Source organism: Acidisoma sp. C75 (assembly GCF_054665095.1).
Genome location: NZ_BAAFHD010000004.1, coordinates 118273 through 137676, shown reverse-complemented (window position 1 = coordinate 137676; position 19404 = coordinate 118273). Strand labels below are relative to the sequence as shown.

Annotated in this window: 18 protein-coding genes and 1 pseudogene; 13 read left to right on the top strand and 6 right to left on the bottom strand. The window is 68.3% G+C overall.

Annotated features, from left to right (window positions below; genetic code table 11):
• Window positions 1-15: 15 nt before the first annotated feature.
• On the bottom strand, window positions 16-642 hold the full coding sequence (locus ACYQ7X_RS06845; RefSeq protein ID WP_459696167.1) for an ABC transporter substrate-binding protein: 627 nt from the start codon (window positions 640-642) through the stop codon (window positions 16-18).
• Window positions 643-1024: 382 nt separating this feature from the next.
• On the opposite strand from ACYQ7X_RS06845, the gene ispH reads away from it, so the two are divergent.
• Together ispH and hpnH are read left to right on the top strand one after the other, a co-directional pair.
• Window positions 1025-1954 (top strand): 4-hydroxy-3-methylbut-2-enyl diphosphate reductase, encoded by a 930-nt coding sequence (ispH, locus tag ACYQ7X_RS06840; RefSeq protein WP_459696166.1) that lies wholly within the window; start codon window positions 1025-1027, stop codon window positions 1952-1954.
• Between the two features lie 21 nt (window positions 1955-1975).
• Complete coding sequence (gene hpnH, locus ACYQ7X_RS06835) at window positions 1976-3151, top strand: adenosyl-hopene transferase HpnH (RefSeq protein ID WP_459696165.1); 1176 nt, start codon at window positions 1976-1978, stop codon at window positions 3149-3151.
• On the opposite strand, the gene ACYQ7X_RS06830 is transcribed toward hpnH, so the two are convergent.
• Together ACYQ7X_RS06830 and aspS are read right to left on the bottom strand one after the other, a co-directional pair.
• The gene (locus ACYQ7X_RS06830) at window positions 3077-3760 is read right to left on the bottom strand and encodes a phosphorylase family protein (RefSeq protein ID WP_459696164.1); all 684 of its coding nucleotides are present in this window, start codon (window positions 3758-3760) and stop codon (window positions 3077-3079) included. The two genes, hpnH and ACYQ7X_RS06830, sit on opposite strands and share 75 nt — an antisense overlap.
• A 202-nt stretch (window positions 3761-3962) precedes the next feature.
• The gene (gene aspS / locus ACYQ7X_RS06825; protein ID WP_459696163.1) at window positions 3963-5750 is read right to left on the bottom strand and encodes an aspartate--tRNA ligase; all 1788 of its coding nucleotides are present in this window, start codon (window positions 5748-5750) and stop codon (window positions 3963-3965) included.
• A gap of 208 nt (window positions 5751-5958) precedes the next feature.
• Between aspS and ACYQ7X_RS06820 the strand changes: the two genes are divergently transcribed.
• On the top strand, window positions 5959-6258 hold the full coding sequence (locus ACYQ7X_RS06820) for a hypothetical protein (RefSeq protein ID WP_459696161.1): 300 nt from the start codon (window positions 5959-5961) through the stop codon (window positions 6256-6258).
• Between the two features lie 72 nt (window positions 6259-6330).
• Window positions 6331-8613, top strand: coding sequence for a glycogen debranching protein GlgX (glgX, locus tag ACYQ7X_RS06815; protein WP_459696160.1), 2283 nt, complete (start codon window positions 6331-6333; stop codon window positions 8611-8613).
• Between the two features lie 173 nt (window positions 8614-8786).
• Here the strand turns inward: glgX and ACYQ7X_RS06810 are convergent, their stop codons facing one another.
• The gene (locus ACYQ7X_RS06810) at window positions 8787-9104 is read right to left on the bottom strand and encodes a hypothetical protein (protein ID WP_459696158.1); all 318 of its coding nucleotides are present in this window, start codon (window positions 9102-9104) and stop codon (window positions 8787-8789) included.
• A 160-nt stretch (window positions 9105-9264) separates the two neighbouring features.
• Here ACYQ7X_RS06810 and rnd point away from each other — a divergent pair.
• Window positions 9265-10446, top strand: a pseudogene (gene rnd, locus ACYQ7X_RS06805) (ribonuclease D); the annotation flags it as partial.
• Window positions 10447-10601: 155 nt separating this feature from the next.
• Here rnd and ACYQ7X_RS06800 read toward each other — a convergent pair.
• Window positions 10602-11051, bottom strand: coding sequence for a hypothetical protein (locus ACYQ7X_RS06800; RefSeq protein WP_459696157.1), 450 nt, complete (start codon window positions 11049-11051; stop codon window positions 10602-10604).
• 139 nt (window positions 11052-11190) lie between these two features.
• Window positions 11191-12417, bottom strand: a complete 1227-nt coding sequence (locus ACYQ7X_RS06795; RefSeq protein ID WP_459696156.1) for an MFS transporter — start codon at window positions 12415-12417, stop codon at window positions 11191-11193.
• Window positions 12418-12556: 139 nt separating this feature from the next.
• On the opposite strand from ACYQ7X_RS06795, the gene der reads away from it, so the two are divergent.
• The 8 genes from der to tolQ all read left to right on the top strand — a co-directional run bounded on the left by der (window position 12557) and on the right by tolQ (window position 19403).
• The gene (der, locus tag ACYQ7X_RS06790; protein WP_459696155.1) at window positions 12557-13954 is read left to right on the top strand and encodes a ribosome biogenesis GTPase Der; all 1398 of its coding nucleotides are present in this window, start codon (window positions 12557-12559) and stop codon (window positions 13952-13954) included.
• A 258-nt stretch (window positions 13955-14212) separates the two neighbouring features.
• Entirely contained in the window at window positions 14213-14989 is a 777-nt protein-coding gene (lexA, locus tag ACYQ7X_RS06785) for a transcriptional repressor LexA (protein ID WP_459696153.1), read from the top strand.
• 183 nt (window positions 14990-15172) lie between these two features.
• Complete coding sequence (locus ACYQ7X_RS06780) at window positions 15173-15925, top strand: YebC/PmpR family DNA-binding transcriptional regulator (protein WP_459696152.1); 753 nt, start codon at window positions 15173-15175, stop codon at window positions 15923-15925.
• Window positions 15926-15958: 33 nt separating this feature from the next.
• Complete coding sequence (gene ruvC / locus ACYQ7X_RS06775; RefSeq protein ID WP_459696151.1) at window positions 15959-16474, top strand: crossover junction endodeoxyribonuclease RuvC; 516 nt, start codon at window positions 15959-15961, stop codon at window positions 16472-16474.
• The gene (ruvA, locus tag ACYQ7X_RS06770; protein ID WP_459696150.1) at window positions 16471-17085 is read left to right on the top strand and encodes a Holliday junction branch migration protein RuvA; all 615 of its coding nucleotides are present in this window, start codon (window positions 16471-16473) and stop codon (window positions 17083-17085) included. Before ruvC ends, ruvA begins: the two co-directional genes overlap by 4 nt.
• The gene (gene ruvB, locus ACYQ7X_RS06765; protein WP_459696149.1) at window positions 17082-18188 is read left to right on the top strand and encodes a Holliday junction branch migration DNA helicase RuvB; all 1107 of its coding nucleotides are present in this window, start codon (window positions 17082-17084) and stop codon (window positions 18186-18188) included. Before ruvA ends, ruvB begins: the two co-directional genes overlap by 4 nt.
• A complete protein-coding gene (gene ybgC, locus ACYQ7X_RS06760; RefSeq protein ID WP_459696147.1) occupies window positions 18185-18673 on the top strand; it encodes a tol-pal system-associated acyl-CoA thioesterase in 489 nt (162 codons plus the stop codon). Before ruvB ends, ybgC begins: the two co-directional genes overlap by 4 nt.
• Before the next feature lie 13 nt (window positions 18674-18686).
• Window positions 18687-19403 carry a protein TolQ gene (gene tolQ, locus ACYQ7X_RS06755; RefSeq protein ID WP_459696146.1) on the top strand — a complete coding sequence of 239 codons (717 nt, stop codon included), beginning with the start codon at window positions 18687-18689 and terminating at the stop codon, window positions 19401-19403.
• Window position 19404: the final 1 nt, after the last annotated feature.

Genomic DNA, 19404 nt, shown 5'->3' with positions numbered 1-19404 from the left:
GGCCTGCCCCTTGGATCAGGAGGTGATGGCACCGGAGGAAAGCGTCGCGACCTTCTGCTCCAGGCTGGCGATGAGCCTGGATGCGTCGCCGGCCGAGAGCAGCGAGGCGAAATCGGAGCGCTGCACGGCGACGCGGCTGATCGTGCCGTCGAGCAGGATGTCCTGGATCTTCCAGCCGCTCGGCGTCTGCCCCATGACATAGTCGATTCGCAGGTCGTCACCCGAGGGCTTGGCCAGCGCGCTGGTGACGACGACCTGCTGGCCCACGCTCCGCGTCGTGGGCGAGACCTTCGACACCTCGCCGTTGTAGCTATGGAAGTTCGCCACATAGGTTGCCACGATGAAGCTGCGAAAGACCTGCAGGAGCTTCTGCTGCTGCGCCGGGGGCAGCGTGCCCCAATAGGCGCCCACCGAAAAGCGCAGAATCCGCGGCAGATCGAAGACCTGGTCCACGACCGGCGCGAGCATCTGGTAGCGCTTGGCGAAAGGCGTGCCGTCCCCCGCCTTCATCACCGCGATCAGCGCCTGGTTAAGGGTTTCGATCGGGGCGATCGGGGAGCCCTGGGCCGCCTGGGCCCATCCTCGGGCCGGAAGCAGCACGGCCGCGCCGAGCGCGGCGATGACCATCCGCCGAGAGGCCATATGTCCAATCCTTTGGGGCAATGTGCCACCTTCCATGTTTCACCTGCGCCACTTGCCGCGCCAGTATCGTCTCGGCAGGCTATCTGGGGTCCGCCCCCGGGCTTTCCATGGGGGCGGCGGCGCCCCCGATCGGGGGCAAGCGGGCCGCGATGGAACGGCCTTGTAAAGAACGGGAAGTTGAAAACAAGTGTGCGGCGCACCGGGCAAGCCCTGCCGCCAAGACAGGCTTGCGTGATCCGCACGGCGCAATGCAGCAAAACCTTGCTCTTACCCGGCCAATTGCTTATCCGCTGGTATGAATGAAGTGCGGGCGATGAGGGTTTTCCCGCGGCTCGCGAACCGCGCGAATGCCTGCCCGACGAATTGGAGAAGACCAGACAGCATGCTTGTCCTCCTGGCTCAGCCGCGCGGCTTCTGCGCCGGTGTGGTGCGCGCGATCGATATCGTCGAGCGTGCGCTGAAGAAATACGGCCCGCCGATCTATGTGCGGCATGAGATCGTGCATAACCGCCACGTCGTGGAAGACCTCCGCCAGCGCGGCGCCGTCTTCGTGGACGAACTGCACGAGGTGCCGGAGGGCGCCATCACGGTCTTCTCCGCCCACGGGGTCGCCAAGAAGGTGCAGGACGAGGCAGTGACCCTCGGCCTGCCGGTGATCGACGCCACCTGCCCGCTGGTCGCCAAGGTGCATGCCGAGGGCCGCCGCTACGCCGCGCAGGACCGTGAGATCGTGCTCATCGGCCATGCCGGCCACGCCGAGGTAGAGGGCACGGTCGGCCAGATCCCCGCCAAGGTGCATCTGGTGCAGACGGTCGAGGATGTGGCGGCGCTCGATGTCGCCGACCCCGAGAAGCTCGCCTATGTCACGCAGACGACGCTCTCGGTGGACGATACCCGCGGCATCATCCAGGCGCTGCAGGAGCGGTTCCCGAGCATCATGGGGCCGGATGTACGCGATATCTGCTACGCGACCCAGAACCGCCAACAGGCGGTGCGGGATCTCGCGCGCCAGGTCGATGTCATCCTCGTCGTCGGCTCGCGCAATAGCTCGAACTCCAATCGCCTGCGCGAGTTGGGCGAGGAGCTGGGCTGCCCCTCCTACCTGATCGACGATGAGGAGGGCCTGCGTGCCGAATGGTTCGAAGGCGTCGCCCGCGTCGGCGTCACCGCCGGGGCTTCCGCACCGGAAGTCCTGGTGCAAAATGTCTTGACCGGCCTGCGCCGCTTTGGCGAGGTCGAGGTCGGGCTGCTCGAAGGCGTGCCGGAAGACGTGCGCTTCCGCCTGCCGCCCGAAGTCGCTGACGTCGCTTAAAGATAGAGGGGCTGACCACTGATGGGTGTTCCACTCAACCAGGCGATCCGCGTTGGCGCCTATGTCGTCAAGCAGCATCTCATGGGGCGCAAGCGCTACCCGCTGGTGCTGATGCTCGAGCCGCTGTTCCGCTGCAACCTCGCCTGCAACGGCTGCGGCAAGATCGATTACCCGGCACCGATCCTCAACCAGCGCCTCTCCTATGAGGAATGCATGGAAGCGGTGGACGAGTGCGGCGCACCGGTCGTCGCCATCGCCGGGGGCGAGCCGCTGCTGCACAAGGAGATGCCGCAGATCGTCGAAGGGCTGCTGAAGCGGGGCAAGTTCGTCTATCTCTGCACCAATGCCCTGCTGCTCGAGAAGAAGATCGATCTCTACAAGCCGCACAAGAACTTCGCCTGGGATATCCATCTCGATGGCGACCGCGAGATGCATGACCATGCGGTGAGCCAGGAAGGCACCTATGATGTCGCGACCCGCGCCATCCAGGACGCCAAGAAGCGCGGCTTCCGCCTCTGCATCAATACGACGCTGTTCGACGGTGCAGAGCCCGAGCGCGTCGGCCGCTTCATCGACGATGCCATGGGCCTCGGGATCGACGGGGTGATGATCTCCCCCGGCTACGCCTATGAGCGCGCGCCGGATCGCGAGCATTTCCTCAACCGGCAGAAGACCAAGGAGCTGTTCCGCGGCATCTTCCGCTATGGGAAGGGCCGCAAGTGGAAGTTCAACCAGTCCGCCCTCTTCCTCGATTTCCTCGCCGGCAACCAGACCTTCCATTGCACGCCATGGGGGAAGCCCACGCGCAACGTCTTCGGCTGGCAGCGCCCCTGCTACCTGCTCGGCGAGGGCTATGCCAAGACCTTCACCGAGCTGATGGCGACGACGGATTGGGACAAATACGGCACCGGCAATTATGAAAAATGCGCCGACTGCATGGTCCATTCCGGCTATGAGGCGACAGCGGTGATGGAAGCGATCCGCCATCCGATCAAGATGGCCGCGGTCGCCTTCCGCGGCCCGAAGACCGAGGGCGCGATGGCCAAGGAGATCCCGCTCGACCGGCAGCGCCCGGCCGATTACGAGGTCTTCTCCCGCCATGTCGAAGAGAAGATGCGCGAGCTAGAGGCCAAAGGTCCGGCGAAGGTTCGCGTCACCCGCAGCAAAGGCAGCGAGGCTTTCGGCGCCGCGGATTAAGGCGCGCCGCGCCCGGGCGGCATCCCGCCCGAGCGCGATGAGGCCAAAGATGTCGCGCGGATGGCGGGCGAGGCTGGCCGCCATCTTCATCGGCGCGATCCGCCCCGCCTCGTCGAGCGCCGTGACCGCCGTACGCGGCAGATTCCGCCCCGCAGGGTCGCAGATGGCGCGGAGGGCGAGGAAGGGAATCCCCTCCGCCGCGGCGACCACGGCGACCGCGCCGCTTTCGAGATCGACCGCGCCGGCCGCCGTCGTCTCCCACAGCCGCCGCTTCTCGGCCGCCGAAGCGATCACGCTCTCGGCTGCCAGAATATGCTCGATCCCGACCGCGCCGCCGCCGATCGCTTCTCGCAGCACCGGATCGCAGGGGAGTTCCTTGCCGCCGTAGATCACGCTGCGCGGCACCACCAGCGCCCCAGGCCTCAGCGCCGGATCGAGCCCACCGGCGAGGCCGAAGCTCACCAGCCCCGTCGCGCCATCGGCGACCAGGCGTTCGGCCATGCGGCGCGCGCCGAGCGGCAGCCCGCCGCCGATCGCAACGGCGCAGCCGCTGGCCCGGGCGATCCGCGCCTCCGCCAGCATCCCGACCACAATGCCCAGTCTTCTCATCGCCGGCCCTTCGATCCCTGAGGCCGGTTTCGCCGGACGCGGGAACTTTACCCCTGGGTGAAACGATACACGATCGCAGCCGCCAGCCTAGCACCACAGCCGGCCGGGAGCAGCAGGGGGGCGAGGATGGTAACGATTTGCAAAAAGAGACGAGCGGGAGGCCCGGCGGGGACGCGCCCGGCCGCGCCTCGCCGGCCGCGCCTCAGCTCTTCACCACCTTGGGCGGCAGCACGATTTGCAGCGAAAGCTCGCGGAGGCGCTCGGGTGGCACCTCGGCGGGCGCTCCCATCATCAGATCCTCGCCCCCCTGGCTGAGCGGGAAGAGGATGACCTCGCGGATATTCGGCTCATCGGCGAGCAGCATGACCATGCGGTCGATCCCGGGTGCCGAGCCGCCATGCGGCGGCGCGCCGTAGCGGAAGGCCTGCAACATGCCGCCGAACCGCGCCTCGACCTCGGACGCCGGATAGCCCGCGATTTCGAAGGCGCGCAGCATGATATCCGGCCGATGGTTGCGGATGGCGCCGGAGGACAGCTCGATCCCGTTGCAGACGATATCGTATTGGAAGGCCTTGATGGTCAGCGGGTCCTGACCATTGAGCGCTTCGAGCCCGCCTTGCGGCATGGAGAAAGGGTTGTGGCTGAAATCGATCTGCCCTGTCTCCTCGTTCAGCTCATACATCGGGAAATCAGTGATCCAGCAGAAGCGGAAGGCGTTCTCTTCGATGAGGCCAAGCTCGGTGCCGAGCTTCGTCCGCACCGCGCCCGCGAATTTCGGCGTCACGTCCGGCTTGCCGGCGGCGAAGAACACGGCATCGCCTGGCTTCAGGCCGCAGTCGGCTGCGATCGCCGCCGCGCGCTCGGCTTCCAGATTCTTGGCGATCGGCCCTTTCGGCCCTTCGGCATCCCAGGTGATATAGCCCAAGCCGCCTGCACCCTCGGCGCGTGCCCATTCATTGAGCTTGTCGAAGAAGCTGCGGGGGTTGCCGCCGGCCCCCGGCGCCGGGATCGCGCGGACGATGCCGCCCGAGGCCGCGATCTTGGCAAAGAGCCCGAAGCCCGAGCCCGCGAAATGCCCCGTCACATCGGTGATGCGGAGCGGGTTGCGCAGGTCCGGCTTGTCCGACCCATAGGTCAGCAGCGCCTCCGCATAGGGGATGCGCGGGAAGGGTGCGGGCGTGACCGCCCGGCCCTGGCCGAACTCCTCGAAGACGCCGGCCATCACGGGCTCCAGCGTCGCGAAGACATCCTCCTGCGTCACGAAGCTCATCTCGAAATCGAGCTGATAGAATTCGCCTGGGGAACGATCTGCCCGCGCCGCCTCGTCCCGGAAGCAGGGGGCGATCTGGAAATAGCGGTCGAAGCCGGCGACCATGGCGAGCTGCTTGAACTGCTGCGGCGCCTGGGGCAGCGCGTAGAACTTGCCGGGATGGTTGCGTGCCGGCACCAGGAAATCCCTGGCCCCTTCGGGGCTGGAGGCCGTCAGGATCGGCGTCTGGAATTCGACGAAGCCCTGCTCCGTCATCCGCCGGCGAAGCGAGGCGATGACCTCGGCGCGCAGCATGATGTTGCGATGCACGCGCTCGCGCCGCAGATCGATGAAGCGGTATTTGAGGCGCAGTTCGTCCGGGTAGGTCTGATCCCCCGCCACCTGGATCGGCAGCACATCGGCCGCGGACTGCACGGCGAGGCTCCGCACCCGGATCTCGATCCCGCCCGTCGGCAGCCGGGGGTTCACGGTCGCCGGCTCCCGCAGCACCACCTCGCCGGTGATCGTGATGACGCTTTCGACGCGCAAGCTGTCCGCCGCCGCGAAAGCCTCGGAGCCTGCGGGAAAGACGCATTGGGTAAGGCCGAAATGGTCCCGCAGGTCGATGAAGAGCAGGCCGCCATGGTCACGCTTGCTGTGCACCCAGCCGGAAAGCCGCACGGTAGTGCCGGCATCGGCGGTGCGCAGCGCGCCGCAGTGATGGGTCCGATAGGTATGCATGAGCCTGGTCCTGACGATCGACAACGCCTTTGGGGGCGGCAACAAGGGCCGCGCCGCCGCCGCTCTGTCAAGCGGGCGGGCGGAGAAAGCATGGCAGCAGTTGGGGATGGCGCGTCTGCCCGCATCGCAGGCCTCGCGCCGGCGGCCGCCATATCCGCGGCAGCCCGCCCCGTCTATCCTGGCCGCAACCGCCATGCGAGGAATGTCGATGGACAATGATTCCGGCTGGGCCGCGCGGGAGATCACCCTCTCGGCCAAGGCGGCGGGCCAGGCGCCGGCCGAAATCACCCTGCCCTGCCGCTGGGTGGAACTGGTCCAGGCCTGGAACGGCGTCGCGGACTCCTATTTCCTCGTCTCCGGCGTGCCGGAGCAGCCGCTGCCGGACGCGGCTTGGGACGAGCTGAGCTTCCACGATGCCGCCGGCCGGGCCCGGCGCTTCCCGATCGCCCGCGTCCTGCGGGCCGGCCCTGCGCTGAAAGTGATGCGCTACCGCGGAACTTCGGGCTGAGGCGCGGCGCGCTTCATTGCAGTTGCGCCTCGCATCCCCATCTCGGCTGCATCCCAAGGCAGGCGAGGCACAATGGAGATGGGCATGTACGGCAGCACGATCAGAGAGGGCTTGCCCTATCCACTGGGCGCGACATGGACGGGGCTTGGCGTCAATTTCGCCCTCTATTCGGCCAACGCGACCAAGGTAGAGCTTTGCCTGTTCGACGAGTCGGGCGAGCGGGAGATCGAGCGCATCCCGCTGCCCGAATACACGAACGAAATCTACCACGGTTTCATCCCCGATCTGCGGCCCGGTACCTTCTACGCCTATCGCGTGCACGGGCCCTACGAGCCCGAGGCCGGCCACCGCTTCAATCCGAACAAGCTGGTGCTCGATCCCTACGCGAAATCGGTGGTGGGGGAGATTACCTGGAACCCCGCTCTGTTCGGCTACACGATCGGCCATGCGGATGCCGACCTCTCCTATGACGAGCGGGACAGCGCCGCCTTCATGCCGCGCTGCCGGGTGATCGACCCGGCCTTCACCTGGGGGCAGGACCGCCCGCCGGCGACGCCCTGGGAGCGGACGATCATCTACGAAGCCCATGTGAAGGGGCTGACCAAGCTGCATCCCGAACTGCCGGAGGAGACGCGCGGCACCTTCCGCGGCCTCGCCTCCCCGCCGCTGCTGCGCCATTTCAAGCGGATCGGCGTCACCACCATCGAGATCCTGCCGATCCACCGCTTCGTCGATGACAGCTACCTGGTGGAAAAAGGCCTCACCAACTACTGGGGCTACAATACCCTCGGCTTCTTCGCGCCTGCCCGCCGCTACGCCCAATTCGCCGAGACGGCCTATTCCGAGTTCAAGGAAATGGTGGCGCGGCTGCATGATTCCGGCCTCGAACTCGTCCTCGACGTGGTCTACAACCACACGGCGGAAGGCAATGAGCTCGGGCCCACCCTCTCTTTCAAGGGTATCGACAACGCAACCTATTACCGCCTGATGCCGGACCAGCCCCGCTACTACATCAACGATACCGGCACCGGAAATACCTTCAACCTCTCGAACCCGGCCGCCATCCGCCTGGTGATGGACAGCCTCCGCTACTGGGTGACGGAGATGCATGTCGATGGTTTCCGCTTCGACCTCGGCACCATCCTCGCGCGCGAGCCGCATGGCTTCGACGAGCAATCGGGCTTCCTCAAGGCGGTGCAGCAGGACCCGGTGCTGAGCGCCGTCAAGATGATCGCAGAACCCTGGGATTGCGGCCCCGGCGGCTATCAGGTGAGCGGCTTCCCGCCCGGCTGGGCCGAATGGAACGACAAGTACCGCGATACCGTGCGCGCCTACTGGAAGGGGGATGACGGCAAGATGGCGGAGCTTGCCTCCCGCATCACGGGCTCGGCCGATCTCTTCGGCCGGCGCGGCCGCAAGCCCTGGGCGACGATCAACTTCCTTACCGCCCATGATGGTTTCACCCTCGCCGATCTCGTCAGCTACAACGACAAGCACAACGAGGCGAATGGCGAGGACAACCGCGACGGGCATTCCAACAACCTCAGCTGGAACTGCGGCGCCGAGGGCGAGACCGACGATCCGGAGGTCAATGCGCTGCGGGACCGGCAGATCCGCAACATGCTCGCGACGCTCCTCCTCTCCAAGGGCACGCCGATGCTGCTGGCGGGGGACGAGATGGCGCGCAGCCAGGGCGGCAACAACAACGCCTACTGCCAGGATAACGAGATCAGCTGGGTGAACTGGGAGCCGGGCGCGCGGCGCGATGCGCTCGTCCGCTTCACCGCCCGGCTGACCGGGCTGCGCCGCCGCTTCCCCCTCCTCACCCGCGGCCGCTTCCTCAACGGCCAGTGGGACGAGACGCTCGGCCTCAAGGATGTCACCTGGCTCGGGCCGGACGCGACGGAGATGAGCGACGAGCAATGGGGCGAGGGGCATGCCCGCTGCATGGGCGTGCTGCTCGACGGGCGGGCGCAGGAAACCGGCATCTACCAGCGCGGCCGGGATGCGACGCTGCTCCTCATCGTCAACGCGCATCACGACATGGTGGAGTTCCAGCTCCCCGAGGTGCTGGGCGGCCGCGAGTGGCGGCTGCTGATCGACACCAACCAGGAGGAAGCGGCGGCCGAGGCGGAGCCGCTCTTCGCCTTCGAACACGCCTATGCCGTCACCGCCCGCTCGCTCCTGCTCTTCGAACTGGTGCTGGATCCGAGCTATGGCAGCGCCCGCACGAGGCAGCGGGCGAAGCATGCGCCGGCCGCCGAGCGGAAGCAGGCGGATGCGGAAGCCGCGCAGAAGCAACCGGCGGCGGAAACCCCGGCCAGGAAGCCTGAGCGTGAGGTGGTCGGCAGTTAGAGGCAAAGCACCCGGTCAGGCCGCCGCGTCTGACCGGGCGCCGCGCTGGCCGCGAGGCCCGGAGGCCGGGGCGGCCGGCGGGGACGTGACGAGGGGACGCGAGGCACAGCAAAAAGGCGGCCCTCCCGCCCGGGAAGGCCGCCTTTCCTGTGCTCGGCCGGAGCGGGCGCCGGTTACGGCACCTCGTGGAAGCCCGCGGTATCCGCTTCCATCTTGCAGGCGAAGAAGCCGCGGCCCTTGGCCTGGGTGGGAGACTGCACCACGTGGTAGGTGAGGTTCACGCCATTCGACCAGACGATGGTATCCCCCGGGCAATGGGCTTGGGCGGCGGCGACGCTGGTGAAGCGATGATGGGCGCCGAGGCCGGTGGTCGCCCCCTGGTCGAGGCTTTGCTGGGAGGCGGTCTGCGCGAAGGCCGCGCCGCCCGCCATCATCCCCCCGGCCAGAACCGCCGCCGGCAGCAGCTTGCCGAATTTCGTGCTCAATCGCATGACGTGTACTCCTGTTCACTGAAGCGTGCCGCCGAAGCGGCGCGCTGTCCCGCCCGCGGCGCGCGGGCTATGCCCGGGAATTGGCCGAACCGCGGTTTTTTGCAAGGGGGCACGGCCGCCGTGGCTTTGACAGGCAAGCCCGCCCCGGTAGAAAGGGTCTATGTCCCGCCCGCCCCGCACCGAATTTCCCGCCCCCGTCTTCATCTCGGATAACGAGGCGCTCTCGGCCCTCTGCGCCCGCCTGGCGGCGGAGCCCTTCGTCACGATCGATACCGAATTCATCCGCGAGCGCACCTATTGGCCGGAACTCTGCGTCGTCCAGCTCGGCGGCCGCGCCGATGTCGCGGTGATCGATGCGCAGGCCGAGGGGCTGGATCTCGCCCCGCTCGGCGCGCTGCTCGCCAATCCGGCGGTGGTGAAGGTGTTTCATGCCGCGCGGCAGGATGTGGAGATCTTCCTGCTGCTGTTCGGCGCCCCGCCGCGGCCGATCTTCGACACGCAGATCGCCGCCATGGTCGCGGGCTTCGGCGATCAGGTGGGCTACGATTCGCTCGTCGGCTCCCTCACCGGCGCACAGATCGACAAATCCCACCGCTTCAGCGACTGGTCGGCCCGGCCGCTCTCGCCCTCGCAGATCGCCTATGCCGCCGCGGACGTGACCTATCTGCGCCTGGTGTACGAGAAGCTCCTCGCGCGCCTCGCCCGCGAGGGGCGGGCGGAATGGGTGGAGGAGGAGATGGCCGGCCTTGCCGACCCTGCCCTCTACCGCGCCGACCCCGAGGCGATGTGGCTGAAGCTCAAGCTCCGCCCGAGCAACCGGCGGCAGGCGGCGGTTCTCCGCGCGATCGCCGCCTGGCGGGAGCGGGAGGCGCAGCGCGTGAACATCCCGCGCGGCCGCCTGCTGAAGGATGACGCGATCCCGGAAATCGCGGCCCTTGCCCCGGAGGATGCCGAGGCATTGGCGCGCGCCCGCGGCATCACCCGCGGCTTCGCCGAGGGCAAGAGCGGCGCCTCCCTGCTCGCCGCCATCGCCGAGGCCCGCGCACTGCCCGAGGCGGCGCTGCCCGTGCTCGCCCCGCGCGCCGATCGGGATGGGCCGCGGCCCTCTCCCGGCCTCGTCGCTTTGCTCCGCGTGCTCCTGGCCGCCAAGAGCGAGGAGCACGGCGTGGCACCCAAGCTTCTCGCCTCGGCCGAGGATATCGACCGTCTGGCGAGCGAAGATGCTCCCGATATCCCAGCCGCCCATGGCTGGCGGCGGAAGATTTTCGGCGAGGATGCGATGGCGCTGAAGAGCGGGCGGATCGCCCTTGCCGCCCGCGGCAAGCGGATCAGGCTGGTGCCGCTCGGCCCGCCGGGCGCGGCAGAGCAGGCGGAGGAGCAGCCGGAGCCGCTTGGGCCGGCTGCCGAGCAGCCGCATGATCCGCAGGAGGCTGAAGCCTAGCCTTTCAGCTGATGACCGGCCGGCCGGCTCCGCCGCCTGGCGGAGCCGCGCTGCCCTCAGCCGACGCCCTCGGCGGAATTTTGATCGGTGCCGGCGACATGGTTCGCCCGCGGTCGGGCGCCCCGCTCCCCCCGGCCGCCACGCGCACCCGGCGCTTGCCCGCCCTCTTCCTGCCGCGCCTGGCGTTCCGCCCGCCGTTCCATGCTCTGCAGGCGCAGCGTGAGCGAATCGAGCTGCTCGGCCGCTTCCACATAAGCCACGCGCAATTCCTTGTTCTTCACGCGGAGCGTGGCATTCGCCCGCTCGAGCTTCTCGACCCGCAGCTTGAGTTCTTCCTTGCTGAAGGCCGGGGCGGCCGGGGTTAGGCTACGCCCTACCCGGGCGCGCGATCCACTGCTGCTGCCCTTGGCCATACCACGCGGCTTGGCCGCTGCCGGCGCCTTAGCGGAGCCCGCCACCCCGCTGCCCCGCCGCGCCTTGGGCGTGAGAGCCGTTTCACGAGCCATATGATCCATCTCCTATGCTGACCACCGGCGACAAGAGAGAGCACTCAATCATATGGCAATCAACCCCGAGTTTGCGGCGCTTTTCAGCGCCGATCCCTTATTTCTCTTCAAGATCAGCGGAGCGCGGCCCCGTGCCGCCTCAGCCAGGGCGCGGGGTTTTGATATGCGGCAGAAACATCGCAAGCAGGCCGATCACCGGGAGAAAGGAGCAGATTTCGTATGTGGTTACTATTCCGAAATGATCTGCGATGACGCCAATGGCCGCCGCCCCCAGCCCACCCATGCCGAAAGCGAGGCCGAAGAACAGGCCCGAAATCAACCCCACGCGGCCGGGTACCAGCTCCTGCGCATAGACGATCATCGCCGGCATGGCGGAGGAGAGCACGAAGCCGATGATGAAGGAGAGCACCACCGTCGTTGTCAGCCCGACATAAGGTAACGCAAGTGTGAACGGCAGCACGCCGAGGATCGACACCCAGATGACGAGCTTGCGGCCGATCCGATCCCCGATCGGCCCGCCGAAGACGGTGCCGAGCGCCGCGGCGCCGAGAAAGACGAAGAGCAGCAACTGCGCCGTCTGCACCGGCAGCCCGAACCGATGGATGAGGTAGAAGGTGTAGTAGCTGGAGATGCTGGCAAGGTAGAAGAACTTGGAGAAGACCAGGGCCACCAGGATCGCCATGGTGATGACGAGCCGCGCGCGGGGCAGCGCGTCATGCGGATGCATGGCTGCCCGCGGCCGCCGCCGGGCGCTCGCCATGCGCTGCTGATACCAGCGCCCGACGCCGCCGAGCACCACCATGCCGAGCAGCGCGATCCCTGAGAACCAGATGATGCTGCCCTGCCCGTGCGGCACCACGATGAAGGCGGCGAGCACCGGGCCGATCGCGGTGCCGGCATTGCCACCCACCTGGAAGACCGATTGCGCGAGCCCGTGCCGCCCGCCCGAGGATGCGCGGGCGACGCGCGAGGATTCCGGGTGGAAGATCGAGGAGCCGATGCCGATCATGCCGGCCGATACCAACAGCATCGAAAAGCTCGCCGCCTGCGAAAGCAGCACCAGGCCGCACATGGTGAAGCCCATGCCGACGGGCAGGGAATAGGGCTGCGGGCGCTTATCCGTCACCATTCCGACGAGCGGCTGCAAGAGCGAGGCGGTGACCTGAAAGACGAAGGTCATGAGCCCGATCTGCACGAAGTTGAGGTGGAAGGCCGTCTTGAGGTTCGGGTAGATCGCCGGCAGGAGGGACTGCATCGTGTCGTTGAGGAAATGGGAAAAGCTCACCGCGAGCAGCACCGCGAGCACCAGCCCCTCGCCGCCGACCGCCGGGGCTGCCGGGCGTTGCGCGCCTGTCGTCGTGCTCATGCCGTTACCTTTCTCGCTTATGATCAGCGGATTGCGGGCTGCCCCGTCTGGCCGCGCGGCCAAGCTCGGCCGACGCCGGGCACGCATGCCCATATTTCTCTTAACCGCGGGCGGCCTCCGGCAGTATTGCCCCTAGCGCATGGAAACCCCGCTTGTCGTGATCGCCGGCCGCCCGAATGTCGGCAAAAGCAGTTTGTTCAACCGTCTCGTCGGGCGGCGCCAGGCGCTGGTCGCCGATCAGCCCGGCCTCACGCGGGACCGGCTGGAGGCCACCTGCACGGTGGGCGGCCGCAAGATCCGCCTCGCCGATACCGCGGGGCTGGAGGAAGCGCCGCCCGAGAGCCTCGCCGGCCGCATGCGGGCGGGCGCCGCCTCGATCCTCGAACAGGCGGACCTCATCCTCTTCGTGGTCGATGCCCGCGCCGGCATCCTGCCGCCCGATCAACATTTCGGCACCTGGCTCCGCCGGCTCGGCCGGCCAGTGCTGCTCATCGCCAACAAGACTGAGGGGCGGGCCGGCTTCAACAATGCGCTCGATGCCTATGCGCTCGGCTTGGGCGAGCCGCTGCTGGTCTCGGCCGAGCATGGCGAGGGCATCAGCGCGCTGATGAGCGGGATCGCCGAGGCGCTGCCCCCGGCGCCGGGCGAGGATGGGACGGCCGCGGATCCGGATGCCGAGGCCGCGGAGGCAGACGCCCTCGGCGCCGATGGCAAACCGCGCAAGCCGCTCCGCCTCGTCATCCTCGGCCGGCCGAATGCCGGCAAATCCACTCTCGTCAACCAGTTGCTCGGCGAGGAGCGGATGTTGACGGGGCCCGAGCCCGGCATCACCCGCGATGCGATCACGCTACGGATGACCGATAGCGAGGGCTGGGCCTACGAACTCGTGGATACCGCGGGGCTGCGCCGCCGCGCGCGCGTGCAGGACGAGATCGAGCGCATGTCCACCGGCGCCAGCCTGCAGGCGATGCGCTTCGCCGAGGTCGTCGTTCTCGTCGTCGATGCGGTGGACGGCATGCACGATCAGGATCTCCAGCTTGCCCGCCTCGTGGAGCGGGAAGGCCGGGCCATGGTCGTCGTCCTCAACAAGTGGGATGCGGTGGAAGATCGCGACGCGACCCGCAAGGCGGTCTCCGATCGGCTGGAGCGCAGCCTCGCCCAGCTCAAGGGCATTCCCGTCGTCACCATGAGCGCGCTGACCGGCGCCAATCTCCGCCGCCTCTTCCCCGCCGTGCGCCAGGTTTACGAGACCTGGAACAAGCGGGTGACGACCTCGGCGCTCAACCGCTGGTTCGAGGATGCCGTCAGCCGCCATCCGCCGCCGACGGTGCAGGGGCGCCGGCTCAAGCTGCGCTACGTCACGCAGGCAACCGCCCGGCCGCCCACCTTCGTCGTCTTCGGCACGCGTGCGGAAGCGACGCCGGAGGATTATCGCCGCTATCTTATCAACGAGTTGCGCGAAATCTTCCACTTGCCGGGAACGCCGATCCGGCTCGATTTCCGCGGCACCGTCAATCCGTACGACGATAAGGACTGAAGCGGCGCGCAGCCCGAGGCCGGGTTGCCCCGGCCGGCTGCTGCTGGTGCCTGCGGCGCTTCACCACGCTCGTCGCCGCACGCCGCGCTTGACGCGGCGCGGAGCTAACCCCTAGAACGCCAATGGTTTCTGCTTTGTTCGTGATCCGATCCCTGAACATTACGGAAGCGTAGGGCAAGGTCTGCGCTCCGTTCTCGTTCCGAGGCTTCGGCGCAAGCGCGGCAGGGGCATCGCCTGTCATGGCCCGAGGGGTTCCGCATGTTGACGCGCAAGCAGCACGAACTGCTCATGTTCATCGACCGTCACCTGAAAACGACGGGCTATTCGCCGAGTTTCGATGAAATGAAGGAGGCGCTGAGCCTCCGCTCCAAATCCGGCATCCACCGCCTCATCTCGGCGCTGGAGGAGCGTGGCTTCCTCAGCCGTCGCCACCATCAGGCCCGCGCGCTCGAAGTGCTGCGCCTGCCGGGCCAAGCGCCGGCCGCGATCGCGCTCGTCCCGCTGAGCGCGGAGCCGGCGCCCCTCTCCGCACCCGCGGGCCCGCCCGCGCTGCCAGCCGCCCCCGGCAGGCGGGAAAGCGGCTTTGCCCCCCGCGTCATCCAAGGCGATTTCACTTCGCGCCTGCCCGGCCTGCGCACCGCCGTCGAAGCCTCGGCGGTGCAGTTGCCGCTCTACGGCCGCATCGCCGCCGGCCTGCCGATCGAGGCGCTGCGCGATACCTCGACCTTCCTGGAAGTGCCGGTCGCCATGCTCGGCCCGGGGGAGCATTACGCCCTCGAAGTCGCAGGCGATTCGATGATCGACGCCGGCATCTGGGATGGCGATACCGTCATCATCCGCCGCTCCGAAACGGCCGAGAGCGGGCAGATCGTCGTCGCCCTGGTGGATGACGCGGAAGTGACCCTCAAGCGTCTCCGCCGCCGGGGCAATTCGGTGGCGCTGGAGCCCGCCAATCCGCGCCATGAAAGCCGGATCTTCCCGGCCGAACGGGTGCGCGTGCAGGGCCGGCTCGTCGGCCTCATGCGGAGTTACTGAGGGGCGAGACCCGATCGTCTGGACATGCGGACAGGTCTGAACCGGCCGGTCCGCCGCGATCAACCGGGTTGCGCCTTGTCTCGCCTGCCCGGCGCCGCGGTGTAACGGCGCTTGACGCCGCGGCCCGGCTTGGCGGAGACACCATCGCACGAAACGAGATCACCTGCCTTCCGGAGCCTCGCCATGGCCGGCCATAGCCAGTTCAAGAACATCATGCACCGCAAGGGCGCGCAGGATGCCCGCCGCGCCCGGCAATTCGCCAAGCTCATCCGCGAAATCACCGTCTCGGCGCGCCAGGGCCTGCCGGACCCCGCCTCCAACCCGCGGCTGCGGGCGGCGATCCTCGCCGCACGCAAGGAGAACATGCCGAAAGACACTGTCGATCGCGCCATCAAGAAGGCGAGTGCGGCCGGCGGCGGCGGGGATGATTACGAGGAGATCCGCTACGAGGGCTACGGGCCGAGCGGCGTCGCCGTCATCGTCGAGGCGCTGACCGACAATCGCAACCGCACCGCCTCCGAGGTTCGCGCCGCCTTCAACAAGCACGGCGGGGCGCTCGGCGAGACCAATTCGGTGAGCTTCATGTTCGAGCGTCTGGCCGTCATCCGCTATCCGGCGGCCGCCGCCTCGGCCGATGCCATGCTCGAAGCCGGGATCGAGGCCGGGGCCGACAATGTCGAGAGCAGCGAGGAATGGCACGAGGTCACCGGCGCGCCGGAAAGCCTCGTCGCCATGCAGGAGGCGCTCGAAGCCCGCTTCGGCGGGGCGGAGAGCGCAAAGCTCGATTGGCGGCCGCGCACCACCGTGCCGCTGGATGAAGAAGCGGCAAGCTCGGTGCTCAAACTGCTCGAAGTGCTGGACGAATCGGACGACGTGCAGAATGTCTATGCCAACTTCGACCTGCCCGAATCGGTTCTGCAGAAACTCTCCGCCTGATCCTCAAGCCCCGCGCAGGATGTCGCCCGACCCTTGATCCGCATCTTAGGCATCGACCCCGGGCTTCGCTTCACCGGCTGGGGCGTGGTGGAAGCCGATGGCAACCGCCTGCGCCATATCGCGGACGGGGTGGTGACGACCGATGGCGAAGCCTCGGTGCCTGAGCGGCTGCGGGCGCTGCACGCCGCCCTCCTCGCCCTCATCGCCGAGCACGGGCCGCAGGAGGCGGCGGTCGAGGAGACTTATGTCAATGTGAACGCGACGGCGACGCTCAAGCTCGGCTATGCGCGCGGGGTGGCGCTGCTCGCACCCGCCGTGGCCGGCCTCGTCGTCGCTGAATATGGCGCCAAGACGGTCAAGCTCTCGGTCGTCGGCACCGGCGGCGCGGACAAGACCCAGGTCGGCCTCATGGTGCGCCGCCTGCTGCCGGGGGCGACGCTGCGGCGGGCGGATGCGGCGGATGCGCTGGCGGTCGCCATCTGCCACGCCCATCATCGCGCCAGCCGCCGCGCCTGGAGTGCCGCGGCGGTGATGGGAGGCCGGGGATGATCGGCAGCCTGCGCGGCATCCTCAGCGCCCAGGATGAAGGGCACTGCGTGATCGAGACGGCGGGCGGCGTCGGCTATCTCGTGCAGGCCTCGTCCCGCACGCTCGGCAGCCTGCCGCCGGCCCCGGCCGAGGTGCGGCTGCTGATCGAGACCTTCGTGCGGGAGGACGCGATCACCCTCTATGGCTTCGCGAGCAATGCCGAACGCGCCTGGTTCCGGCTGTTGACGACGGTGCAGGGGGTGGGGCCGAAAGTGGCCCTCGCGATCCTCTCGGCGCTGTCGGCTGATGATCTCGCGCGGGCGATTTCCGCCGGCGACCGGGCGGCGCTCGGCCGTGCCCCGGGCGTCGGGCCCAAGCTCGCCGCCCGCCTCGCCCTTGAACTCAAGGAGAAGGCGGGCGCCCTGCCGCTGCCCGTCTCCCTCGCCGAAGGCATCGCAGCCCCCGCGCCGCTCGCCGCCGGGCCGATGGAGGATGCGCTTTCCGCCCTCGTCAACCTCGGCTACCGGCGCCCCGAGGCTCTCGCCGCGCTCGGCCGGGCGGAGGCCAAGCTCGGCGAGGGGGCCGATGTCGCGGCCCTCATCCCGGCCGCCCTCAGGGAGCTTGCGCGATGACCGCCCGCCCCCGCGGCCGCAAGCCGGCGGCTTCCGCGCCCGAGGCGGAGACGGAGGAGCGCCCGCTCTCCCCCGCCCGTGCTTTCGAGGATGCCGGCGAAGCGAGCCTCCGCCCGCAGACGCTCGCCGATTTCATCGGCCAGGAGGCGAGCCGGCAGAACCTCGCCATCTTCATCGAGGCGGCGCGGGCGCGCGGCGAAGCGCTGGACCATGTGCTGCTGCACGGGCCGCCGGGCCTCGGCAAAACCACGCTCGCGCAGATCGTGGCGCGCGAACTCGGAGTGGGCTTCCGCGCGACCTCGGGGCCGGTGATCCAGAAGGCCGGCGATCTCGCCGCGATTCTCACCAACCTGCAACCGCGGGACGTGCTCTTCATTGACGAGATCCATCGCCTGCAGCCGGCGATCGAGGAAGTGCTCTACCCGGCGATGGAGGATTTCCAGCTCGATCTCGTCATCGGCGAAGGTCCGGCGGCGCGTTCCCTACGAATCGATTTGCCGCCGTTCACGCTCGTGGGCGCGACCACCCGCTCCGGCTTGCTGGCAACGCCCTTGCGGGATCGCTTCGGCATACCGCTGCGGCTCATCCTCTACACGCCCGAGGAACTCACCATCATCGTCGCCCGCGGGGCGCGGCTGCTCGGCTTCACGCTGACCGAGGATGGCGCGCGGGAGATCGCCCGCCGCAGCCGCGGCACGCCGCGCATCGCGGGGCGCCTCCTCCGCCGCGTGCGGGATTTCGCCGCCGTCGCGGGGGAAGCGGCGGTCGATCGCGTGATCGCGGATGCGGCACTGACGCGGCTCGAAGTCGATCAGCGGGGGTTGGACGCGATGGACCGGCGCTATCTCAGGCGTATCGCCGAGCATCATGCCGGCGGGCCCGTCGGCGTCGAGACGCTGGCCGCCGCACTCGCGGAAGCGCGGGATACGCTCGAAGATGTCATAGAACCCTATCTCATCCAGGAGGGCTTCGTGCTCCGCACCAGCCGCGGGCGCATGCTGGGCGAGCCGGGGTGGCGGCATCTCGATCTCACGCCGCCGCCGGCAAGCCCCATGGCGGCGCCCGATCTCTTCGCCCCGCGCAGCCCGGAGGAAGGCGCATGACCGCACCTGCCGCCCCGCCCCCCAGCGCAGGCGCCGGCGCTGGCGCCGCCGCGCATCGCTACGGCCTGCGCGTCTATTTCGAGGATACGGATGCCGGCGGCATCGTCTATCACGCGAGCTACCTGCGCTTCGCCGAGCGGGCGCGGACGGAAGCCCTGCGTGCCATGGGCCTGCCCCATTCCGAGATGATGCTGCGACACGGCATGATCTTCGTGGTGCGGCGCGCCGAGTTGGATTATCAGCGCCCTGCGCGGCTCGATGACTGGCTGGTGGTCGAAACCACGCCCCGGGCGGTCGGCGGGGCCTCCACCACGCTGCGCCAGACGGTGCGGCGCGGCGATGAGGTGCTGGTGATCGTGGATGTGACGCTGGTCAGCGTGCGGCAGGAAACCGGGCGAGCGGATCGTATCCCGGCCGAATGGCGCGCGGCATTAACGGCTATGGCCGAGGCCCCGGAGAGCAGCCGGGCTTCGGGCGACAGATAAGGGGTTTCGTGATTTGGATCAGGCAGTCAATGCCACGCAGTTGGCGGCACCCGGTGCCAGCCTCTCGCTCTGGGGCCTGTTTTTGCAAGCCGATATCGTCGTCAAGCTGGTGATCCTCGCCCTGCTGGCGGCCAGCATCTGGGTCTGGGCGATCATCTTCGAAAAATGGTCCAGCCTGCGGCGCGCCAATCGCGAGGCCAATATCTTCGAGGATCGCTTCTGGTCCGGCGGCAGCCTGGAAGATCTCTACGAGCAGGACGGGCAGAAGCCCGGCAACCCGATGGCCGCCGTCTTCGGCGCGGCGATGGGGGAGTGGCGGCGCACCGCGCGCGTCGCCGGGGCCGAGATCGGCCATACCGCCGTGCGCGAGCGGGTGGACCGCGCGATGAACATGACGATCCAGCGCGAGATGGAGCGGCTGGAACGCTGGATGATCTTCCTCGCCTCGGTCGGCGCCACAGCACCCTTCGTCGGCCTCTTCGGCACCGTCTGGGGCATCATGCACAGCTTCTCCGCGATCGCCGCCATGCACAACACCAACCTCTCGGTGGTCGCACCCGGCATCGCGGAGGCGCTCTTCGCCACCGCGATCGGCCTTGTCGCGGCGATCCCCGCGGTGCTCGCCTATAACGCGATCAGCACCGATCTCGCCCGCTTCGCAGCCCGGCTCGAAGCTTTCGGCACCGAATTCAGCGCGATTCTCTCGCGCCAGACCGAAGAGAGAGCCTGAC

Bases quoted from the DNA above. Each gene is read 5' to 3' on its own strand.
- ACYQ7X_RS06845 (WP_459696167.1), bottom strand. From the start codon at position 642: ATGGCCTCTCGGCGGATGGTCATCGCCGCGCTCGGCGCGGCCGTGCTG.
- ispH (WP_459696166.1), top strand. From the start codon at position 1,025: ATGCTTGTCCTCCTGGCTCAGCCGCGCGGCTTCTGCGCCGGTGTGGTG.
- hpnH (WP_459696165.1), top strand. From the start codon at position 1,976: ATGGGTGTTCCACTCAACCAGGCGATCCGCGTTGGCGCCTATGTCGTC.
- ACYQ7X_RS06830 (WP_459696164.1), bottom strand. From the start codon at position 3,760: ATGAGAAGACTGGGCATTGTGGTCGGGATGCTGGCGGAGGCGCGGATC.
- aspS (WP_459696163.1), bottom strand. From the start codon at position 5,750: ATGCATACCTATCGGACCCATCACTGCGGCGCGCTGCGCACCGCCGAT.
- ACYQ7X_RS06820 (WP_459696161.1), top strand. From the start codon at position 5,959: ATGGACAATGATTCCGGCTGGGCCGCGCGGGAGATCACCCTCTCGGCC.
- glgX (WP_459696160.1), top strand. From the start codon at position 6,331: ATGGAGATGGGCATGTACGGCAGCACGATCAGAGAGGGCTTGCCCTAT.
- ACYQ7X_RS06810 (WP_459696158.1), bottom strand. From the start codon at position 9,104: ATGCGATTGAGCACGAAATTCGGCAAGCTGCTGCCGGCGGCGGTTCTG.
- ACYQ7X_RS06800 (WP_459696157.1), bottom strand. From the start codon at position 11,051: ATGGCTCGTGAAACGGCTCTCACGCCCAAGGCGCGGCGGGGCAGCGGG.
- ACYQ7X_RS06795 (WP_459696156.1), bottom strand. From the start codon at position 12,417: ATGAGCACGACGACAGGCGCGCAACGCCCGGCAGCCCCGGCGGTCGGC.
- der (WP_459696155.1), top strand. From the start codon at position 12,557: ATGGAAACCCCGCTTGTCGTGATCGCCGGCCGCCCGAATGTCGGCAAA.
- lexA (WP_459696153.1), top strand. From the start codon at position 14,213: ATGTTGACGCGCAAGCAGCACGAACTGCTCATGTTCATCGACCGTCAC.
- ACYQ7X_RS06780 (WP_459696152.1), top strand. From the start codon at position 15,173: ATGGCCGGCCATAGCCAGTTCAAGAACATCATGCACCGCAAGGGCGCG.
- ruvA (WP_459696150.1), top strand. From the start codon at position 16,471: ATGATCGGCAGCCTGCGCGGCATCCTCAGCGCCCAGGATGAAGGGCAC.
- ruvB (WP_459696149.1), top strand. From the start codon at position 17,082: ATGACCGCCCGCCCCCGCGGCCGCAAGCCGGCGGCTTCCGCGCCCGAG.
- ybgC (WP_459696147.1), top strand. From the start codon at position 18,185: ATGACCGCACCTGCCGCCCCGCCCCCCAGCGCAGGCGCCGGCGCTGGC.